Source organism: Streptomyces sp. NPDC057010 (assembly GCF_042673805.1).
Taxonomy (GTDB): domain Bacteria; phylum Actinomycetota; class Actinomycetes; order Streptomycetales; family Streptomycetaceae; genus Streptomyces.
Window position 1 is genome coordinate 1 of sequence record NZ_JBHUSC010000036.1, and the last position, 16352, is coordinate 16352.

Genomic DNA, 16352 nt, shown 5'->3' on the forward strand with positions numbered 1-16352 from the left:
ATCGCGAAGCGACGCGACGAAGGAGCGCCCTTGACAGGCCGGGCCGGCGCGGAAGGACGATGAGACTGGCGGGAAACCCCCAAACCTTCTCTGGTGCCGGTTACTTGGGCCCCGACCATTCCGAAGCCGCCGGCCCGCTCCTCGCTTCCGCCCCCGCCCCCCTTGCCTCGGCCCGCCGCTCCCGCTTTAATGAACGAACAGTCATTTATTAACTGGGAGGTGGGGAACCGTGGCCGGACGGCCCCGCAGCATCGATGATGCCGTGATCCTTCAGGCCGCCGTGCGCGTCATGGGGCGGACCGGGCCGGCTCGGCTGACGCTTGCGGCCGTTGCCGGGGAGGTGGGGCTGGTGGCCGGGACGCTCGTGCAGCGGTTCGGGTCCAAGCGGGGGATGCTGGTCGCGCTCGCCGAGCGCAGTGCGCAGGAGGCCGGGGAGCAGCGCGTACGGGTGCGGGCCGAGCACGCCTCGCCGCTCGCCGCGCTCGCGGCGCTGACCGGCGGGGCCTGGAGTGGCGTGGCGAGCGCGGAGGAGTTCGCGAATCACCTGGCGTTCCTGTGTGCCGACCTCGCGGACCCCGAGCTGCACCGCCTGGCCCTCGCCGCCCAGCAGGCCGAAGAGGCCGCCGTACGCGCCCTGCTGGAGGAGGCGGTGGCCGCCGGGGAGCTGCTTCCGGGGACCGATACCGCGCTGCTGGCCCGGTCGGTCCAGGCGGCCACGACCGGAGCCGGTGTGTTGTGGGCCGTGGACCGGGAGGGGACCCTCGCCGGGCGTCGGCTCCTCGCGCTCGATACCGCCCTGAGGCCACATCTGCATTCGCACCCCCATCCCCATCCCCATCCCCATCCCCATCCCCATCTGCACCCCGACGACGAAGAGGTAACACCGTGAGCGAGCTCAGCTTCCGCACCGCCACCACCATCGGCGTCAGCCTCGACGGGTTCATCGCCCGCCCCGACGGCGACATCGAGTGGCTGACCGGGTACAGCGCGGAGGAGGTCGGGGACACCGGCTACCAGGACTTCATCGCCGGGATCGACACCCTCGCCATGGGCCGCAACACGTACGAGAAGGTGCTGACCTTCGGGTTCTGGCCATACGAGGGCAAGCGCGTGGCCGTCCTGAGCACCACGCTGGACACCGACGACGAGCGGATCACCGTCTACCGCTCCCTCGACGAGCTGCTGGCCGGGCTGGCCGACGCCGGGGCGAAGAGCGTGTACGTGGACGGCGGGCAGATGGTGCAGGCCTTCCTGCGGGAAGGTCTGCTGGACGAGCTGACGGTCACCACCGCGCCCGTGCTCATCGGGACCGGCATCCGGCTCTTCGGCGAGCTCGGCGGCAGGGACGTCAGGCTCACCCTCCAGTCGGCCAAGGCGCTCGGCGCCGGGTTCACGCAGGCCACGTACACCACCCTCTGATCCGTCCCGCCGGCCGGCGGCCCCGCCCCCAAGGTGACGAGCGCAACACCACCCCGCGGCCCCGAACCCGTACTCACCCATTCCGCAGGTGGCGGCCGCGGCCCGCCCCCGTTTCCAAGGGCATAGCGTGCCGCCACCCTCCCATCGCGCGAAACGGGACATATCGCTCCCGCGTCGCGCGTAGGAATACCTCGGCGGGCGGGCGCCCGGGCCCGTAAGCTCCCGTCATGCAGGTGATCCAGTCAACGAAACTCGCCAATGTCTGCTACGAGATCCGCGGCCCCGTCCTCGAAGAGGCGATGCGGCTCGAAGCAGCAGGTCATCGCATCCTCAAGCTCAACACCGGCAACCCCGCGGCCTTCGGCTTCGAGTGCCCGCCGGAGATCCTTGAGGACATGCTCCGCAACCTGGGCACGGCCCACGGGTACGGGGACGCGAAGGGGCTGCTCTCCGCGCGCCGCGCGGTCATGCAGCACTACCAGACCAAGGGCATCGACCTGGACGTCGAGGACATCTACCTCGGCAACGGCGTCTCCGAGCTGATCCAGATGTCGATGCAGGCGCTGCTCGACGACGGCGACGAGGTGCTGGTTCCGGCGCCGGACTACCCGCTGTGGACCGCCTCCGTGTCGCTCGCCGGCGGTACCGCCGTGCACTACCGGTGCGACGAGCAGTCCGACTGGATGCCGGACCTCGCCGACATCGAGCGCAAGATCACCGACCGCACCCGCGCGATCGTGATCATCAACCCGAACAACCCGACCGGCGCCGTCTACGACGACGAGATGCTGCGCGGCCTGACGGACATCGCCCGGCGGCACAACCTGGTCGTCTGCTCGGACGAGATCTACGACCGGATCCTCTACGACGGCGCCACGCACACGAACACCGCCGCCATCGCGCCGGACCTGCTCACCCTCACCTTCAACGGGCTGTCGAAGAACTACCGCGTCGCCGGGTACCGGGCGGGCTGGATGGCCGTCTGCGGGCCCAAGAAGAACGCCTCGTCGTACATCGAGGGCCTGACGATCCTGGCCAACATGCGGCTGTGCGCCAACGTGCCCTCGCAGCACGCGATCGCCACCGCGCTCGGCGGCCGCCAGTCGATCACCGACCTCGTGCTTCCGGGCGGGCGGCTGCTGGAGCAGCGCGACACGGCGTACGAGCTGCTGACGCAGATCCCCGGCATCACCTGCGTGAAGCCGAAGGGTGCGCTGTACCTGTTCCCGAAGCTCGACCCTTCGGTCTACAAGATCAAGGACGACCGGCAGATGGTCCTCGACCTGCTGCGCGCCGAGAAGATCATGGTCGTGCACGGTACGGGCTTCAACTGGCCCGAGCCGGATCACTTCCGGATCGTGACGCTGCCGAACGCGAAGGATCTGGGCGATGCGGTGACGCGGATCGGGAACTTCCTGGACGGGTACAGCCAGCCGTGACCGTTTGGTGAGACACATCCCTCGCCGATCAGGATCGAATTCAACTTTAGAACGGATCCAATGTAGGATGGTCTCCTGACCACGCAGGAGGCCACCTCATGTACGAGCCGATCCGCCCCAAGTCGGTCGTCCACCGCATGGGTGGCAGCCCGACCGAGCCCGACTATCCGCACCGCAGCCGCGGCGAGGCGCTGGACATCCAGCTCGCCGGACACCTGACGGCCCTGCTCGCCGTGACCGACGAGCTCGGGCTGGTCGGGCTCGGGTTCGAGGAGGGCGCCACCGAGATCGCCGCGCAGGTCGCGCGGCTTCGGGGGGCCCAGCCCGGCCGGGTGCCGCAGCAGGACCCCGCGCCGACCGGGGACAGTGCCGCTGCCCTGCACCGGCGGGCGCATGACCTTGCCGCGCGTGCGCTGCTCGTTGCCGCGTCGCGGGCCGATACCACCGTTGCGATCCTTGCCGCTGAGCGGATGGATGCGCATGCCGCTGCGCTGGCGTCCCTGGATGCCTCGCGGGACCTGGCGGGCGCCCACTGACGGCCCCGGTCCGGGGCCGCGGAGGCTCCGGACCGGGTGCCATGCCCCTGCGGGGGGCTTGGCGGTGCCTCTCGGGGGTGCCGCCCGTTCCCGTCTGCGGCGCCGCTGCCGGGGCTCCGCCCCGGACCCCGCGCCTCATAAACGCCGGCGGGGCTGAATCGGCCCGCCTGAGTGCGCACGCGCGGCTACAAGATCGGGGCTCCGCCCCGGGCCCCGCGCCTCAAACGCCGGCGGGGCTGGATTTGGCCCGCCTGAGTGCCCACGCGCGGGTACAGCCCCCGCCTCAAACGCCGGCGGGGCTGGATCCAGGCCGGGCTACGGCGTGCGGGTGAAGGTTGCCGCCGCGATTCCGCACCAGGGGGGTGTGGACGGGGGCCAGACCGGGCCGATGGCTTCGGCGGATTCCATGGCGGCCGGGGCCACGCCCGGGATCTTCAGCAGGGACTGGGCCGTGCGGGAGCCCGGGTCCGGTGGGGGTGCGTCGCGGAATTCCACCGTCACGACGTACTCGCCCGTGCCCTCGGCGCGGCCCGTCGCCTCCACCGGCGCCACCACCCGCCGGCTCGCCGGATCGATTCGGCACCCGGTGACCCGTACGTACTCCAGCGCCGCCCGCTGCTCCGCAGCGACGGGGCCGCCGCCGCTGGCCCATACGTACAGGCCCAGCGGGGCGAACACCAGCAGCCCGGCCAGTGTCACCAGGCCCACCGCCCAGCCCTGCCATTTCAACGCGCTCGTGCTCACGTTCACGCTCACGACCATGGCACGATCCTCCTCGGGCGCCGCCCCGGCCACCAGCACCGGCGGGCTCACACAGCATTTCGAAGTGGGACCGGCTCGACACCCGACGTTCATTCAACTCACCGCGGAATGTGGGTTTCCGCGAGCACGCTGCACCCGTGAGACGCAACCTAGGAATCGTCCTGGGCCTCCTCCTGATCGGCGGCGCCGTCTTCGTCGCCTTCTTCAAGGGGCAGGAAAACCCGGGAACGCCGGCAACGAAGACCGTGCGTGGCGTCATCGGCTCGGAGAAGTCCGAATTCTTCCGCGACCCCGATGTCGTCAAGGCTCTTGCCGCCAAGGGCTACACCGTGAAGACGGAGACCTCAGGCTCCTGGGCGATGGATCAACTCGCCCTGAAGGACTACGACTTCGCCTTCCCCAGCAGCAGTGAACCCGCCAAGGAGGTGGAAGCAGCCGCCGGGATCAAGGGGGCCCAGGAAACCAAGCCGTTCTTCTCCCCGCTCGTCGTCATCGCCCGCTCCAACGCCGCCGGGGTCCTCGCAGGCAACGGCCTCGTGAAGATGGGCGGGAAGAACTCCGGGACCCTGCTCATGGGCCCCTTCCTCAAGGCCGCCGCCGAGGACCGGACCTGGCAGCAGCTGCCCGGCTCCGCCGCGCACGCCGAGCTGACCGGCACCGTGTTCATCAAGACCACCGACCCGGCCACCTCCAACTCCGGCGCGCTGTTCCTCGCCGCCACCTCCAACGTCGCCAACGGCAACAGCGTCGTCGCCGACGACGCCGGGATCGCACGCACCGCGCCCCTGCTGCGCAAGCTGATCTCCGTCCAGGGCGCCCTGGAGCCCAGCACCGACGACCCCTTCCGGGCCTTCATCAGCGGCAGCGGCGAACCGCTGATCCTGGTGTACGAATCGCAGGTCGCCTCCCTGCTGCTCCAGAAGCAGGGAGCGGGGAACATCGACGACATGGTGGTGCTCTACCCGGACACCACCGTCAACACGGCGCACACCTTCGTCCCGCTCGGCGACAAGGCCAAGGATCTCGGCACCCTCCTCGCCACCGACCCGAAGCTGCGCGAGCTGGCCCTGCGCCACGGGTTCCGCCCGCAGGACGGCGTGCCCGAGTTCACCGCCGCGACCGCCCCGCACGCCGCGTACCTCAACCCCGCGCTGACCGGCATCCGCCAGGTCGGCACACCCACCGTCAAGATCCTGATGGCGCTCGCCGCACGCGCCAAGGGCCAGGGGGACACACCGTGACACTCACACCTCCCGAGGACACACCGCTCGTCCTCACCGCTCCCGAGCCCGTCGCCCCCGTACGCCGGGAGCAGGCGGCGGGACTCGTTCCGCTCGAGGACGGCGTACGGGAAGAAATGGCCCGGCGGGCCGGTGAGTACGTCGGCTCGCTCGCCGGGATCGACAGCCGATCCCCCGAGTTCGCCACCCGCATCGGGGAGATCGCCGGGCTCGGCTCGGCCGACATCCGCTCCGCCGCCCAGCAGTCCAACCGGATGCTGGAGCGGGCCGTACGGTCCCTCGGCACGGACGGCGGGGGCGACGCCCAGGCGCGGGTGGGCGGCTCGCTCGTCGAACTGCGGCGGACCGTGGAGGATCTCGATCCGCGGGAATCCGCCGTGAAGGGGTTCGGCAAGCTGCTCTCGAAGCTGCCGGGCGGCAACAGGTTCCGCGACCACGTGGCGAAGTACGCCTCCTCCCAGGCGACGTTGAACCGGATCGTCGGCGCGCTGCGCAGCGGGCAGGACGAGCTGCGCCGCGACAACGCCGCCCTGCACACCGAGCGGGCCCGCCTGTGGGAGACCATGGGCAAGCTCCAGGAGTACGCGGTCCTCACCGAGGCTCTGGACGCCGCCGTCGAGCAGCGGATAGCCGAGGCGCAGTACGCGGATCCGCAGGCCGCCGATGCGATGCGGGCCGACGTGCTGTTCCCGGTGCGGCAGAAGCATCAGGATCTGCTGACGCAGCTGGCCGTCTGTGCGCAGGGGTACCTGGCCATGGACGTGGTCCGCAGGAACAACGACGAGCTGATCAAGGGGGTCGACCGGGCGGCCACGACGACCGTGTCGGCGCTGCGGATCGCCGTGATGCTGGCCGCGGCGCTGGACAACCAGCGGAAGGTGGTCGAGCAGGTCAACGCGCTGCGGGGGACGACGGAGGAGCTGATCCGGGGGAACGCGGCGATGCTGTCCACGCAGAGCGGGGAGATCCAGCGGATCGCGGCCGATCCGGCGGTGGGGACGGAGACCCTGCGGGTGGCGTTCGGGCAGATCTACGAGACGCTGGACGCGATCGACACGTTCAAGGTGCAGGCCACGGAGAGCATGGCGGCGACGGTGGAGTCCCTGACGGGGGAGTTGCAGACGGCCTCGGCGTATCTGGCGCGGACGCGGACTTCCGGGGCGCTTGAGGGGGGTGGCCGGTGAGCGGTGCCCAGCAGGGCCGGCGGCGTTGGCGGCCGCTGCGCGGGGCCCTTCCCCACCCCGCCCCTTCCCGAAACTGGGGCTCTGCCCCACACCCCGCGCCTCAAACGCCGGCGAGGCTGAGAGGGGCCGGCGCGCTCTTGGCCTTTGCCGTGCTCGTCACCGTGACCGCGTGCACCTCCTCCGACAAGCCCGTCGATCCGAAGCCGACCGCGTACGAGGAGGGGACGCTGCGGGTGTTGGCCTCCAGTGAGCTCGCCGATGTGCAGCCGGTGCTGGAGGAGGCGAGGAAGGCCACCGGGGTCAGTGTGCGCCTCACCTGGTCGGGGACCCTCGACGCCGTAGAGCAGGTCGCGTCCGGGAAGGCCGACGGGAAGTACGACGCGATCTGGCTGTCCTCCAACGACTACCTGCGGCTGCGCCCCGAGGCCGCCGGGAAGATCGCCAACGAGACGCCGGTGATGTCCTCGCCCGTGGCTCTCGGCGTCAAGCCGGAGGCGCTGGCCCGGCTCGGGTGGAAGCCCGAGGAGGTGACCTGGTCGGCGGTGCACCAGGCCGTCGCCGCCGGGAAGCTGACGTACGGGATGACCGATCCGGTGCGGTCCAACTCCGGGTTCTCCGCGCTCGTATCGGTGGCCTCCGGGCTGTCGGGGGCGCAGGCCGCGCTGACCGATGCCGATGTGCAGGCCGCCGCACCCCGGCTCAAGGAGTTCTTCGCCGGGCAGAAGCTGACCTCCGGGTCCTCCGGCTGGCTGGCGGCCGCGTACGGCAAGCGCGGGGACGTGGACGCGCTGGTCAACTACGAGTCCGTACTGCTGGCCATGAACCGGGACGCGAAGGCGGGGCTGACGGTGATCCGGCCGAAGGACGGCGTGGTCACCGCCCACTATCCGCTGACCCTGCTGACCTCGTCCCCGGCCGGGGCCCGCGAGTCGGGGCGGGCGCTGACGGAGTACCTGCGCGGCGCCGGGGCGCAGAAGGCGATCACCGAGCGGACGCTGCGCCGGCCGGTGGCCGCCGGGGTGGCGCCGGCCGCCGGACTGGACGGGGAGAAGCGGCGCGAGCTGCCGTTCCCCGGCTCGCGGTCGGTGGCCGACGGGCTGCTGGCCTCGTACGAGAACGAGCTGCGCCGGCCCTCGCGGACGGTGTACGTCCTCGACACCTCGGGGTCGATGGGCGACGAGGGCCGCATCGGGCGGCTGAAGACGGCGCTCACCGAGCTGACGGGCACCGGGAGTTCGGGGACGGGGCAGCGGTTCCGGGACCGCGAGGAGGTGACGCTGCTGCCCTTCGGCGACAAGGTGAAGAAGGTCATGACGCACGTCGTGGAGCCGGGCAATCCGGGGCCGGCCCTGGACGCGGTCCGCGGTGACGTGAAGTCGCTGGAGCCGGCGGGCGGTACGGCCGTCTACGGCAGCCTGGAGGCGGCGTACCAGCACCTGGGGCAGGGCAACGCGGACGCGTTCACCTCGATCGTGCTGATGACGGACGGCCAGAACACGGAGGGGCCGGGCGCCGGGCACTTCGACTCCTTCTACGCGGCGCTGCCCGAGGCGCAGAAGCACACGCCGGTCTTCGCGGTGCTGTTCGGCGACTCGGACCGCAAGGAGCTCACCCACATCACCGAACTGACCGGCGGGCGGCTCTTCGACGCCACCGACGGGAACGGTTCGCTCGACGGGGCCTTCGAGGAGATCCGTGGCTACCAGTAGGGCCGGCCGGGCCGCCGGTGCGGGCCGGGTGCGCGGGTACCTGGAGTCGAAGAAGAACCTCGCCGGGTCCGCCTGCGGCGTGGCCGGCCTGGGTCTGAGCGTCGCCGGGGTGGCCGGCTCGTACTGGCCGGTGGTGGTCGCCGGGCTGTACGGGGCGGGGGCGCTGATCGCCCCGCCGGAGGTGCCGGTGAAGCCCGAGCCGCCGGACCTGCGCGAGGAACTCGGCGTCCTGCGCGAGGACTTCGGGCGGTTGCGGGAGTACCTCGACGAGGTGGAGCTTCCGCCGGCGGCGGGCGGCAGGCTGAGCGAGCTGCTGGCGCTGTACGGTGCGCTGCTCGATCCGGGGTGGGTGGCGGAGGTGCTGGCGGGCGACGCGGAGTCGGTGCACGTGCTGTCGCGGGCGATCCGGCAGGACCTGCCGGACTGCGTGGACGCCTACAACCGGGCCCGGTGGTGGAACCGGCTGACGCCGGGGTCGGAATCGCCCGAGCGGCACCTGGAGCGTCAGCTGGTGGTGCTGTACGACGAGGCGGAGCGGCTGACGGCGGCCCTGCGCGATGCGGACGGCGCCCGCCAGCAGACGCAGACGACGTACCTGGAGGACCGGGGCCGCTCCTGACCCGCGTCGCCCGCACACGAGGACGCGTCCGCACATGAGGACGCGCCCGGCGGAAGGCCCCGCCGGGCGCGTCCTACGTGTACCGGCCCGGGTGTTCGTGCACCCGGGCCGGAGGTTCCCCGACCCGGGTGTTCGTGCACCCGGGTCGGGAAGTTCACATCAGCCCAGGCGCTCGACGAGCGCGTGGTACTGGTCCCACAGCTCCTTGGGAGTGTGGTCGCCGTAGGTGTTCAGGTGCTCGGGGACCAGGGCGGCCTCCTCGCGCCAGACCTCCTTGTCGACGGTGAGGAGGAAGTCGAGGTCGGCGGCCGGCAGGTCCAGGCCGTCGAGGTCGAGGGAGTCCTTGGTCGGCAGGATGCCGATGGGGGTCTCGACGCCCTCGGCGGTGCCGTCGAGGCGGCCGACGATCCACTTCAGGACGCGGCTGTTCTCGCCGAAGCCGGGCCAGACGAACTTGCCCGCGTCGTTCTTGCGGAACCAGTTCACGTAGTAGATCTTCGGGAGCTTCGACTGGTCCTTGTCGGCGGCGACCTTGACCCAGTGGGCCATGTAGTCGCCCATGTTGTAGCCGCAGAACGGCAGCATGGCGAAGGGGTCGCGGCGCAGCTCGCCGACCTTGCCCTCGGCGGCGGCGGTCTTCTCGGAGGCGATGTTCGAGCCGATGAAGACGCCGTGGTTCCAGTCGAAGGACTCGGTGACCAGCGGCACGGCGGAGGCGCGGCGGCCGCCGAAGAGGATCGCGGAGATCGGGACGCCCTTGGGGTCCTCCCACTCGGGGGCGATCGTCGGGCACTGGGAGGCCGGGACGGCGAAGCGGGCGTTGGGGTGGGCGGCCGGGGTCTCCGAGTCCGGAGTCCAGTCGTTGCCCTTCCAGTCGATGAGGTGCCCCGGCGCCTCTTCGGTCATGCCCTCCCACCACACGTCGCCGTCGTCGGTGAGCGCGACGTTGGTGAAGACGGTGTTCGCGTACATCGTCTTCATGGCGTTGGCGTTGGTGTGCTCGCCGGTGCCGGGGGCGACGCCGAAGAAGCCGGCCTCGGGGTTGATCGCGTAGAGGCGGCCGTCCTCGCCGAAGCGCATCCAGGCGATGTCGTCGCCGATGGTCTCGACCTGCCAGCCGGGGATCGTGGGCTCCAGCATGGCGAGGTTGGTCTTGCCGCAGGCGGACGGGAACGCGGCCGCGACGTACTTCGTCTCGCCCTCGCCGGCCGGCGGCGTGAGCTTGAGGATCAGCATGTGCTCGGCGAGCCAGCCCTCGTCGCGGGCCATGACGGAGGCGATGCGCAGGGCGTAGCACTTCTTGCCGAGCAGGGCGTTGCCGCCGTAGCCGGAGCCGAAGGACCAGATCTCGCGGGTCTCGGGGAAGTGCGAGATGTACTTGGTGGTGTTGCAGGGCCACGGGACGTCGGCCTGGCCCTCGGCGAGCGGAGCGCCGAGGGTGTGGACGGCCTTGACGAAGAAGCCGTCGGTGCCGAGCTCGTCGAGGACGGGCTTGCCCATGCGGGTCATGGTGCGCATGGCGACCGCGACGTAGGCGGAGTCGGTGATCTCGACGCCGATCGCGGAGAGCTCGGAGCCGAGGGGGCCCATGCAGAAGGGGACGACGTACATCGTGCGGCCCTTCATGGAGCCGCGGAAGATCCCCTTCTCGCCGGCGAAGATGTCCTTCATCTCCGCGGGGGCCTTCCAGTGGTTCGTGGGGCCCGCGTCCTCTTCCTTCTCGGAGCAGATGAAGGTCCGGTCCTCGACGCGCGCGACGTCGGACGGGTCGGAGGCGGCGTAGTACGAGTTCGGGCGCTTGGTCTCGTCGAGCTTCTTGAACGTGCCCTTGGCGACGAGCTCCTCGCACAGGCGCTCGTACTCGGCCTCGGAGCCGTCGCACCAGACGATGCGGTCGGGCTGGGTGAGGGCAGCGATCTCGTCCACCCAGGAGATCAGCTCTGCGTGGTCGGTGGGGCTTGTCGGACCGGAAGAGGTGGGAGCCGCGTTGTCGCGCGCCACGATTGCTCCTTGTTGAGGGGTTTGTTTGGTGTGTGCCCCGTGGGGGCTGCGACCCGGACGCTTCGCGCTCCGCTCATCCGGTGTCGACCGCACTCATCTGATCATCCGGTGCGTGTGCGCATATGTCCAGAGGGCCTCTCACGTGAGCATCGCCACGTCCGTCAATCTTCCGTAAAGAGGACTAACCGAAACCTACGGACCCGTAGGTAGCATGTGGACCATGACTTCTGACCCCGCCGCCGCGCCGGCCGAGCCGGAGGCCAAGCCGCTGATGCGCGGCTGGCTGCACACCGGGATGTTCCCCGCCGTGGTGATCGCGGGTCTGGTGTTGATGGCCCTGACCGACTCGGCCCGGGCGCGCGCGGCCTGCGGGGTCTACATCCTCACGGCCTGCCTGCTCTTCGGGGTCAGCGCGGTCTACCACCGCGGCACCTGGGGCCCGCGCGGCGAGGCCATCCTGCGCCGCCTCGACCACGCCAACATCTTCCTGATCATCGCGGGCACCTACACCCCGCTGACGGTCCTGCTGCTCCCGCCCTCGACCGGGCGGACCCTGCTGTGGGCGGTGTGGCTCGCGGCCGCCGCCGGCATCGCCTTCCGCGTCTTCTGGGTCGGCGCACCGCGCTGGCTCTACACCCCCTGCTACATAGCCATGGGCTGGGCGGCGGTCTTCTTCCTGCCCGACTTCATGCGCACCGGCGGCATCGCCGTCCTGGTCCTGGTGATCGTCGGCGGTCTCCTCTACAGCGTGGGAGGGGTCATCTACGGGATGAAGCGGCCCAACCCCTCACCGCGGTTCTTCGGGTTCCACGAGGTCTTCCACTCGCTGACCCTCGCGGCGTTCGTCGCGCACTACGTCGGCATCTCGCTGGCCGCCTACGCGCACTGAGCGCGCGGCCGGCCCGGTCAGCGCAGCCGGTCCCGGGCGAGGGCGGTCAGCACGGCCCGGGTCTTGGTCTCCCCGGACTGCGGCGGGGTCAGGCCGCGCTCCCGCAGCGCCTCTGCGAGCAGGTCCTGGACCGGGGCCGCCTCCGCGAGGTCCGCGCGCACCGAGACCTCCAGGAACCGCAGTTCGCCGGCGGTGGTCCACTCCTCGATCGCCACGGATCCGGGCACTTCGTCCCAGTCGTCCTGCTTCCACCTGACGGCGTGCACCGGGCCGAGCGCCACCAGCCCGTCGAGGTCGTCGACCCCCGCGCCGGCGGCCTCCAGCAGGTCCAGCTGCGGCTCGATCAGCAGGCCGTCGAGCGCGCCGCGTTCGGCGTCGAGCGCGGCCCCGAACTTCCGCTCGGCCTCCAGCGAGGCCGCCAGCACGGGGGTGAACGAGGGCCCGGCCCTGTCCTCCTCGATCCTGAACTCCCAGTCCTCCTCCTCGCGCTCGCGCTGCCAGCGCGGTGGAACCATGGGGCACGGCCGCAGTTTGACGGTCAGGTCCGCCTTCCGTTTGGACCCGGGCGCCTCCCGGTCGCGGCGCAGGCGCAGGATGAGCCCCTCCTCCAGCAGGGGCAGCAGGATCCCGGCGCCGGCCGACTTCCTCGGCCTGTCCCAGAAGTGGATGACGCGGGAGCGCCCCTCCTCACGGTCGAGCTCCAGGGCGTCGAACGCCGCCCCGGCCTCCGCACCGGCAAAGCTGATCTTGATTTCCGCGGCCGTGGCCCTCGGGGACTGCGTCATGATCCCGTTATCGCACGGCGGGCCGGGGCCCGCATTCGCCCTGCTGGGCCGAACGGCCCAGCAGGTGCCCCGCCGCCGGCCGCGGCGGGGCACCTGCCCGGTGCCGGCCGGCTAGCAGGCGTAGCCGTCCCGGTCGGGGTCCAGGCGCAGCGGGTCGCTGCCGTTGACCTTCATGCGTTTCGGGTACTGGTGGGCGGCCAGCCAGTCGCAGCGGGCCTTCGTCGTCTCCTTCACCTCCGCCGGGAAGCGGGTCGGCACGCACAGGTTGACCTTGCCGTAGTGGCGGTCGCAGCCCGCGACGGCGGGCGCGACCGGGACCGAGTCCCGCGGGGCGGGGTTCGCCTTGGCGGGGCCGAGCCTGTCCGCGAAGGCGTGCTCGTGCGCCGAGGGCTGCTCCCCGGCGGCGGCGGCCAGGGCCGGGGCGCCGCCCAGGTGCACCCACTGCGCGACCGAGGGGATGCCGTTCGCGTCGACCGCGAAGAGCATGTACCAGCCGGGCGGCGCCAGGTTCGGGTTGCTGGTGACGTTGAGGTCGACGGTGGTGCCGTTGACGACCGTCATCGGCAGGTCCACGAACCGCTGGTTCGGGTCCGAGGAGTGGGTGACCGCCGCCGGACGGATCAGCTCCGCCTTGGCCACCGGCCGGTTGACGGTGATCCGCTGCGTGTCCCCGTACACCCACTGCGCGTCGATCACCGAGGTGATCTGCGGGCGCGCGCCCTTGAAGAGGTAGGGCGGGGTGTAGATCGACACGTTGTGGTTGTAGGTGCCGTTGCCCGGGTTGTCGCCGACCGACATGACGCGGCCGTCGGGCATCAGGAACGACGCCGAGTGGTACGTGCGCGGGATCGGGTCGGCGGCCAGGCCCGCCTGGTAGGTGTTGGTCGCCGGGTCGAAGAACGAGGCCTCGTAGACCGGGTCGGCCCGGTCGTGCAGCCCGCCGCCCGTCTCCAGCACCTTCCCGTCGGGCAGCAGCACGGCCGACACGTACATCTTGCCCTCGGCGCCGGTCTGCGGCCGCTTGCCCGTGCCGGTGTCGACCAGGCCCTGCGGGAGGTCCGGGCCGGCCGTGTAGGCGGGGCTCGGCTTCTTCAGGTCGATGATGTCGGTGATCCGGTTCGCGGCCGGGTTGGTCTCGTTGTTGCCGCCGCCGATCGTCAGCACCCGCTGGTCCTGCGCCGGGGGCAGCAGCACGCTCGCCGACTCGTCGCGCTCGTCCTTCTTCCGCAGGCCGGGCACGTCCGTGATGGTGTTGGCGCCGTAGTCGTAGACCGAGGAGCCGGAGCCGGCGGTGTTGTTGCCGAAGGTGTGGCTGCCCGAGTAGAAGAGCCGCCCGTCCTGCATGAGGATCATCGACGGGTACAGGCCCCAGTAGGACCAGGTCTGGTTGACCTCGTTCATCGGCAGCCACTTGTTCTGCGCCGCCGAGAACTTCTCCGCGGTGACGTTGCCCGTGGAGTCCTCCTTCAGACCGCCGAAGGAGATCACGTCACCGTTGCCGAGGATCGTCGCCGACGGGTACCAGTGCCCGCCGTTCATGTCGTTGGTCTTCGTGTACTGCTCGGTCGCCGGGTCGAAGACGTAACTGTCCTTCAGCCCCTGGTAGCCGATCTTGCCGTCGGCGGACGGATAGCCCTTGTTGCCGCTCATCACCAGCACCCGGCCGTCCGCCAGCTGCACGTGGCCCGAGCAGAACATGTCCACGGGCGTGGGGACCGTCTTGAAGGAGCCGTTCGCCGGGTCGTAGACGGCCGAGGTGAAGGTGCCCGCGTTGAACTGGGCGATGTCGTTGCCCGAACCCGCGATCAGCAGCACCTTGCCGTTCTTCAGGACCACGGCGTGCATCGAACGCACCGGGTTCTTGGCGGGGATCACCTCCCACTTGCCCTTGGCGCACTCCTCGGCCGTGCCCGAGCAGGTGGGCTGCGGCGGGAGCGCCCCCACCTCCTCCAGCGCGTAGTCGTCGGTGGTCAGCGTGCCCACCCCGTACACCGAGAGCCCCCACGCGATCTTGTCGGTGTTGGGCGGGACGGCCGGCGTACGGACGGCCGTGCGCGCCCAGCCGGCGCTGACCGGCGGATTCTGCAGGTCGGTCCAGTACTGCCAGGTCCCGGTCGAGGCCTCACGGCGGAACACCGTCACCGAGACGTCCGGGGTGTTCGACTTGTACCAGGCGGACAGGTCGTACTGCCTGCCCGGCGTGACGGTCGGGGCGCAGGCGCTGTTCTCGGTGACCAGCGCCTTGCGGTCACCGTCCACGCGGCGGGTCAGCGAGACCTTCACCGCCTTGGTGCCGCTGTGCGCGTCGGAGACGGTCGCGAAGGTGAAGTCGTTGTCGCCCCAGCCCGATTTGGACCAGCAGGACGGCATGTCGGCGCCGGGCGCACCGGCCGTCTCGAAACCGGGATTGGTGAGCAGATTGGGCGCTCCGGCCGTGGCCTGCTGCGGTGCGGTGAGCAGCAGGCCCGCGGTCATCGCCCCGACGGCCAGCAGGGCGGCCCGCCGCCCGGCCCTCCGCCGGATCTTCAGTCGCATCGAAAGGTTCCCTTCTGTGCGGCTCAACTCTTCGTGTGGCGCCCGGCGTCGTGCACCTCGCGCCCCTTGCTCCCCTTGCGTGGCAGGTAGACGAGCGCCTCGGTGGCCGCGAACCGCAGGACGAAGGTGGTGACCAGCGCCAGCGCGGTGGCGGGCAGCACCGCCATCCCGAACCGGGCGACGAACAGCGCGATCAGCGGGATCCGCAGCAGCAGATCGGCATTGACGAGCAGCGCGAACCGCCCGACCCGGTCCGCCCAGTGCCGGTGCCGGCGCCGGTCGCGGAACAGCAGCGTCTCGATGAGGAGGAAGTTCCACAGCACCCCGGCCTGGTTCGCGACGATCTCCGCCGGGAGGTAGTGCATCCCGGCGTGCGTCAGCAGCCACAGCGCGGCCAGGTTCGGCACGAAACCGGAGAGCCCGATCAGCCCGAAGCCGATCATCCGGGCCAGCGGGGCCGCGGAGCGCAGCGCGGCCAGGTGGGCCAGGAAGCGCATGCCCTCGCGGGCGGTGGACTTGGACTCGCCCGAGTAGCGGTCCTGGAAGACGAACGGGACCTCGGCGACCTTGCCCGGGCGGCAGCGCACCGCCAGCTCCAGCAGGATCTTGTAGCCGAGGGGCCTGAGGGCCTGCGAGGTGACGGCCGAGCGGCGCATGGCGAAGAAGCCGCTCATCGGGTCGCTGATCCCGCGCAGGGCGCGGGGGAAGAGCCCCTTGGTCAGCCAGGTCGCGCCGCGCGAGACGGCGATCCGGTAGCTCCCGGCGAGCCCGGCCCGGCTGCCGCCGCTGATGTAGCGGGAGGCGACGACGAGGTCGGCGCCGGTGCGCTCGCCCTCGCCGACGAGCTCGGGCACCAGGTGGGGCGGGTGCTGGAGGTCGGCGTCCATGACGACGATCCAGTCGGTGTCCGCCCGCCTGATGCCCTCGACGACCGCGCCGCCGAGGCCGCCCTCGGCGACCTCCCGGTGCAGGACCGCCACCGGAAAGGGGTACTCGCCGGCCGCCTTCTCGATGACGGCCGGGGTGTCGTCCGTGGAGTCGTCGACGAACAGCACCGCGCAGGGCAGGTGTTCGGGTTCGGGGAGGGCGTCACCGAGCCTGCGCAACAACTCGCCGATGTTGCCCGCCTCGTTGAAGGTCGGGACGATGAGGGTGACGCTGCCGGTCACCGACTGCGGAGCGGCCAGTTCCGTATCGATCGGGGCAGGAAGGGACCACAGGTCCTCGCTCATG

The 16352-nt window shown here is 71.0% G+C and carries 14 protein-coding genes; 9 read left to right on the forward strand and 5 right to left on the reverse strand.

Annotated elements, in window-relative coordinates:
* Positions 1-229: 229 nt before the first annotated feature.
* The 4 genes from ACFTXQ_RS25590 (at position 230) to ACFTXQ_RS25605 (ending at position 3394) form a co-directional block, all read left to right on the forward strand.
* Positions 230-889 carry a TetR/AcrR family transcriptional regulator gene (locus ACFTXQ_RS25590; RefSeq protein ID WP_382644575.1) on the forward strand — a complete coding sequence of 220 codons (660 nt, stop codon included), beginning with the start codon at positions 230-232 and terminating at the stop codon, positions 887-889.
* Positions 886-1419 carry a dihydrofolate reductase family protein gene (locus tag ACFTXQ_RS25595; protein WP_382644577.1) on the forward strand — a complete coding sequence of 178 codons (534 nt, stop codon included), beginning with the start codon at positions 886-888 and terminating at the stop codon, positions 1417-1419. Before ACFTXQ_RS25590 ends, ACFTXQ_RS25595 begins: the two co-directional genes overlap by 4 nt.
* A 227-nt stretch (positions 1420-1646) precedes the next feature.
* The gene (locus tag ACFTXQ_RS25600; RefSeq protein WP_382644578.1) at positions 1647-2858 is read left to right on the forward strand and encodes a pyridoxal phosphate-dependent aminotransferase; all 1212 of its coding nucleotides are present in this window, start codon (positions 1647-1649) and stop codon (positions 2856-2858) included.
* Between the two features lie 98 nt (positions 2859-2956).
* Complete coding sequence (locus tag ACFTXQ_RS25605) at positions 2957-3394, forward strand: hypothetical protein (protein ID WP_382644580.1); 438 nt, start codon at positions 2957-2959, stop codon at positions 3392-3394.
* Between the two features lie 315 nt (positions 3395-3709).
* Here ACFTXQ_RS25605 and ACFTXQ_RS25610 read toward each other — a convergent pair whose 3' ends face one another.
* Positions 3710-4156: a hypothetical protein gene (locus ACFTXQ_RS25610; protein WP_382644582.1), complete on the reverse strand. Its 447-nt coding sequence runs from the start codon at positions 4154-4156 to the stop codon at positions 3710-3712.
* 137 nt (positions 4157-4293) lie between these two features.
* Between ACFTXQ_RS25610 and ACFTXQ_RS25615 the strand changes: the two genes are divergently transcribed.
* The 4 genes from ACFTXQ_RS25615 (at position 4294) to ACFTXQ_RS25630 (ending at position 8909) form a co-directional block, all read left to right on the forward strand.
* Complete coding sequence (locus ACFTXQ_RS25615; protein WP_382644584.1) at positions 4294-5397, forward strand: hypothetical protein; 1104 nt, start codon at positions 4294-4296, stop codon at positions 5395-5397.
* The gene (locus ACFTXQ_RS25620; RefSeq protein ID WP_382644586.1) at positions 5394-6581 is read left to right on the forward strand and encodes a toxic anion resistance protein; all 1188 of its coding nucleotides are present in this window, start codon (positions 5394-5396) and stop codon (positions 6579-6581) included. The genes ACFTXQ_RS25615 and ACFTXQ_RS25620 overlap by 4 nt, the downstream gene beginning before the upstream one ends.
* 137 nt (positions 6582-6718) lie before the next feature.
* On the forward strand, positions 6719-8290 hold the full coding sequence (locus tag ACFTXQ_RS25625; protein WP_382644587.1) for a substrate-binding domain-containing protein: 1572 nt from the start codon (positions 6719-6721) through the stop codon (positions 8288-8290).
* Positions 8277-8909, forward strand: a complete 633-nt coding sequence (locus tag ACFTXQ_RS25630) for a hypothetical protein (RefSeq protein WP_382644589.1) — start codon at positions 8277-8279, stop codon at positions 8907-8909. The genes ACFTXQ_RS25625 and ACFTXQ_RS25630 overlap by 14 nt, the downstream gene beginning before the upstream one ends.
* Before the next feature lie 159 nt (positions 8910-9068).
* Here ACFTXQ_RS25630 and ACFTXQ_RS25635 read toward each other — a convergent pair whose 3' ends face one another.
* Positions 9069-10910: a phosphoenolpyruvate carboxykinase (GTP) gene (locus tag ACFTXQ_RS25635; RefSeq protein ID WP_382644591.1), complete on the reverse strand. Its 1842-nt coding sequence runs from the start codon at positions 10908-10910 to the stop codon at positions 9069-9071.
* 211 nt (positions 10911-11121) lie between these two features.
* Between ACFTXQ_RS25635 and ACFTXQ_RS25640 the strand changes: the two genes are divergently transcribed.
* Positions 11122-11799 (forward strand): hemolysin III family protein, encoded by a 678-nt coding sequence (locus ACFTXQ_RS25640; protein WP_382644593.1) that lies wholly within the window; start codon positions 11122-11124, stop codon positions 11797-11799.
* 17 nt (positions 11800-11816) lie between these two features.
* Here the strand turns inward: ACFTXQ_RS25640 and ACFTXQ_RS25645 are convergent, their stop codons facing one another.
* The 3 genes from ACFTXQ_RS25645 to ACFTXQ_RS25655 all read right to left on the reverse strand — a co-directional run bounded on the left by ACFTXQ_RS25645 (position 11817) and on the right by ACFTXQ_RS25655 (position 16351).
* Positions 11817-12584, reverse strand: a complete 768-nt coding sequence (locus ACFTXQ_RS25645) for a hypothetical protein (RefSeq protein WP_382644595.1) — start codon at positions 12582-12584, stop codon at positions 11817-11819.
* Between the two features lie 111 nt (positions 12585-12695).
* A complete protein-coding gene (locus ACFTXQ_RS25650; RefSeq protein ID WP_382644597.1) occupies positions 12696-15119 on the reverse strand; it encodes a galactose oxidase-like domain-containing protein in 2424 nt (807 codons plus the stop codon).
* Positions 15120-15142: 23 nt separating this feature from the next.
* The gene (locus ACFTXQ_RS25655; RefSeq protein WP_382644599.1) at positions 15143-16351 is read right to left on the reverse strand and encodes a glycosyltransferase; all 1209 of its coding nucleotides are present in this window, start codon (positions 16349-16351) and stop codon (positions 15143-15145) included.
* Position 16352: the final 1 nt, after the last annotated feature.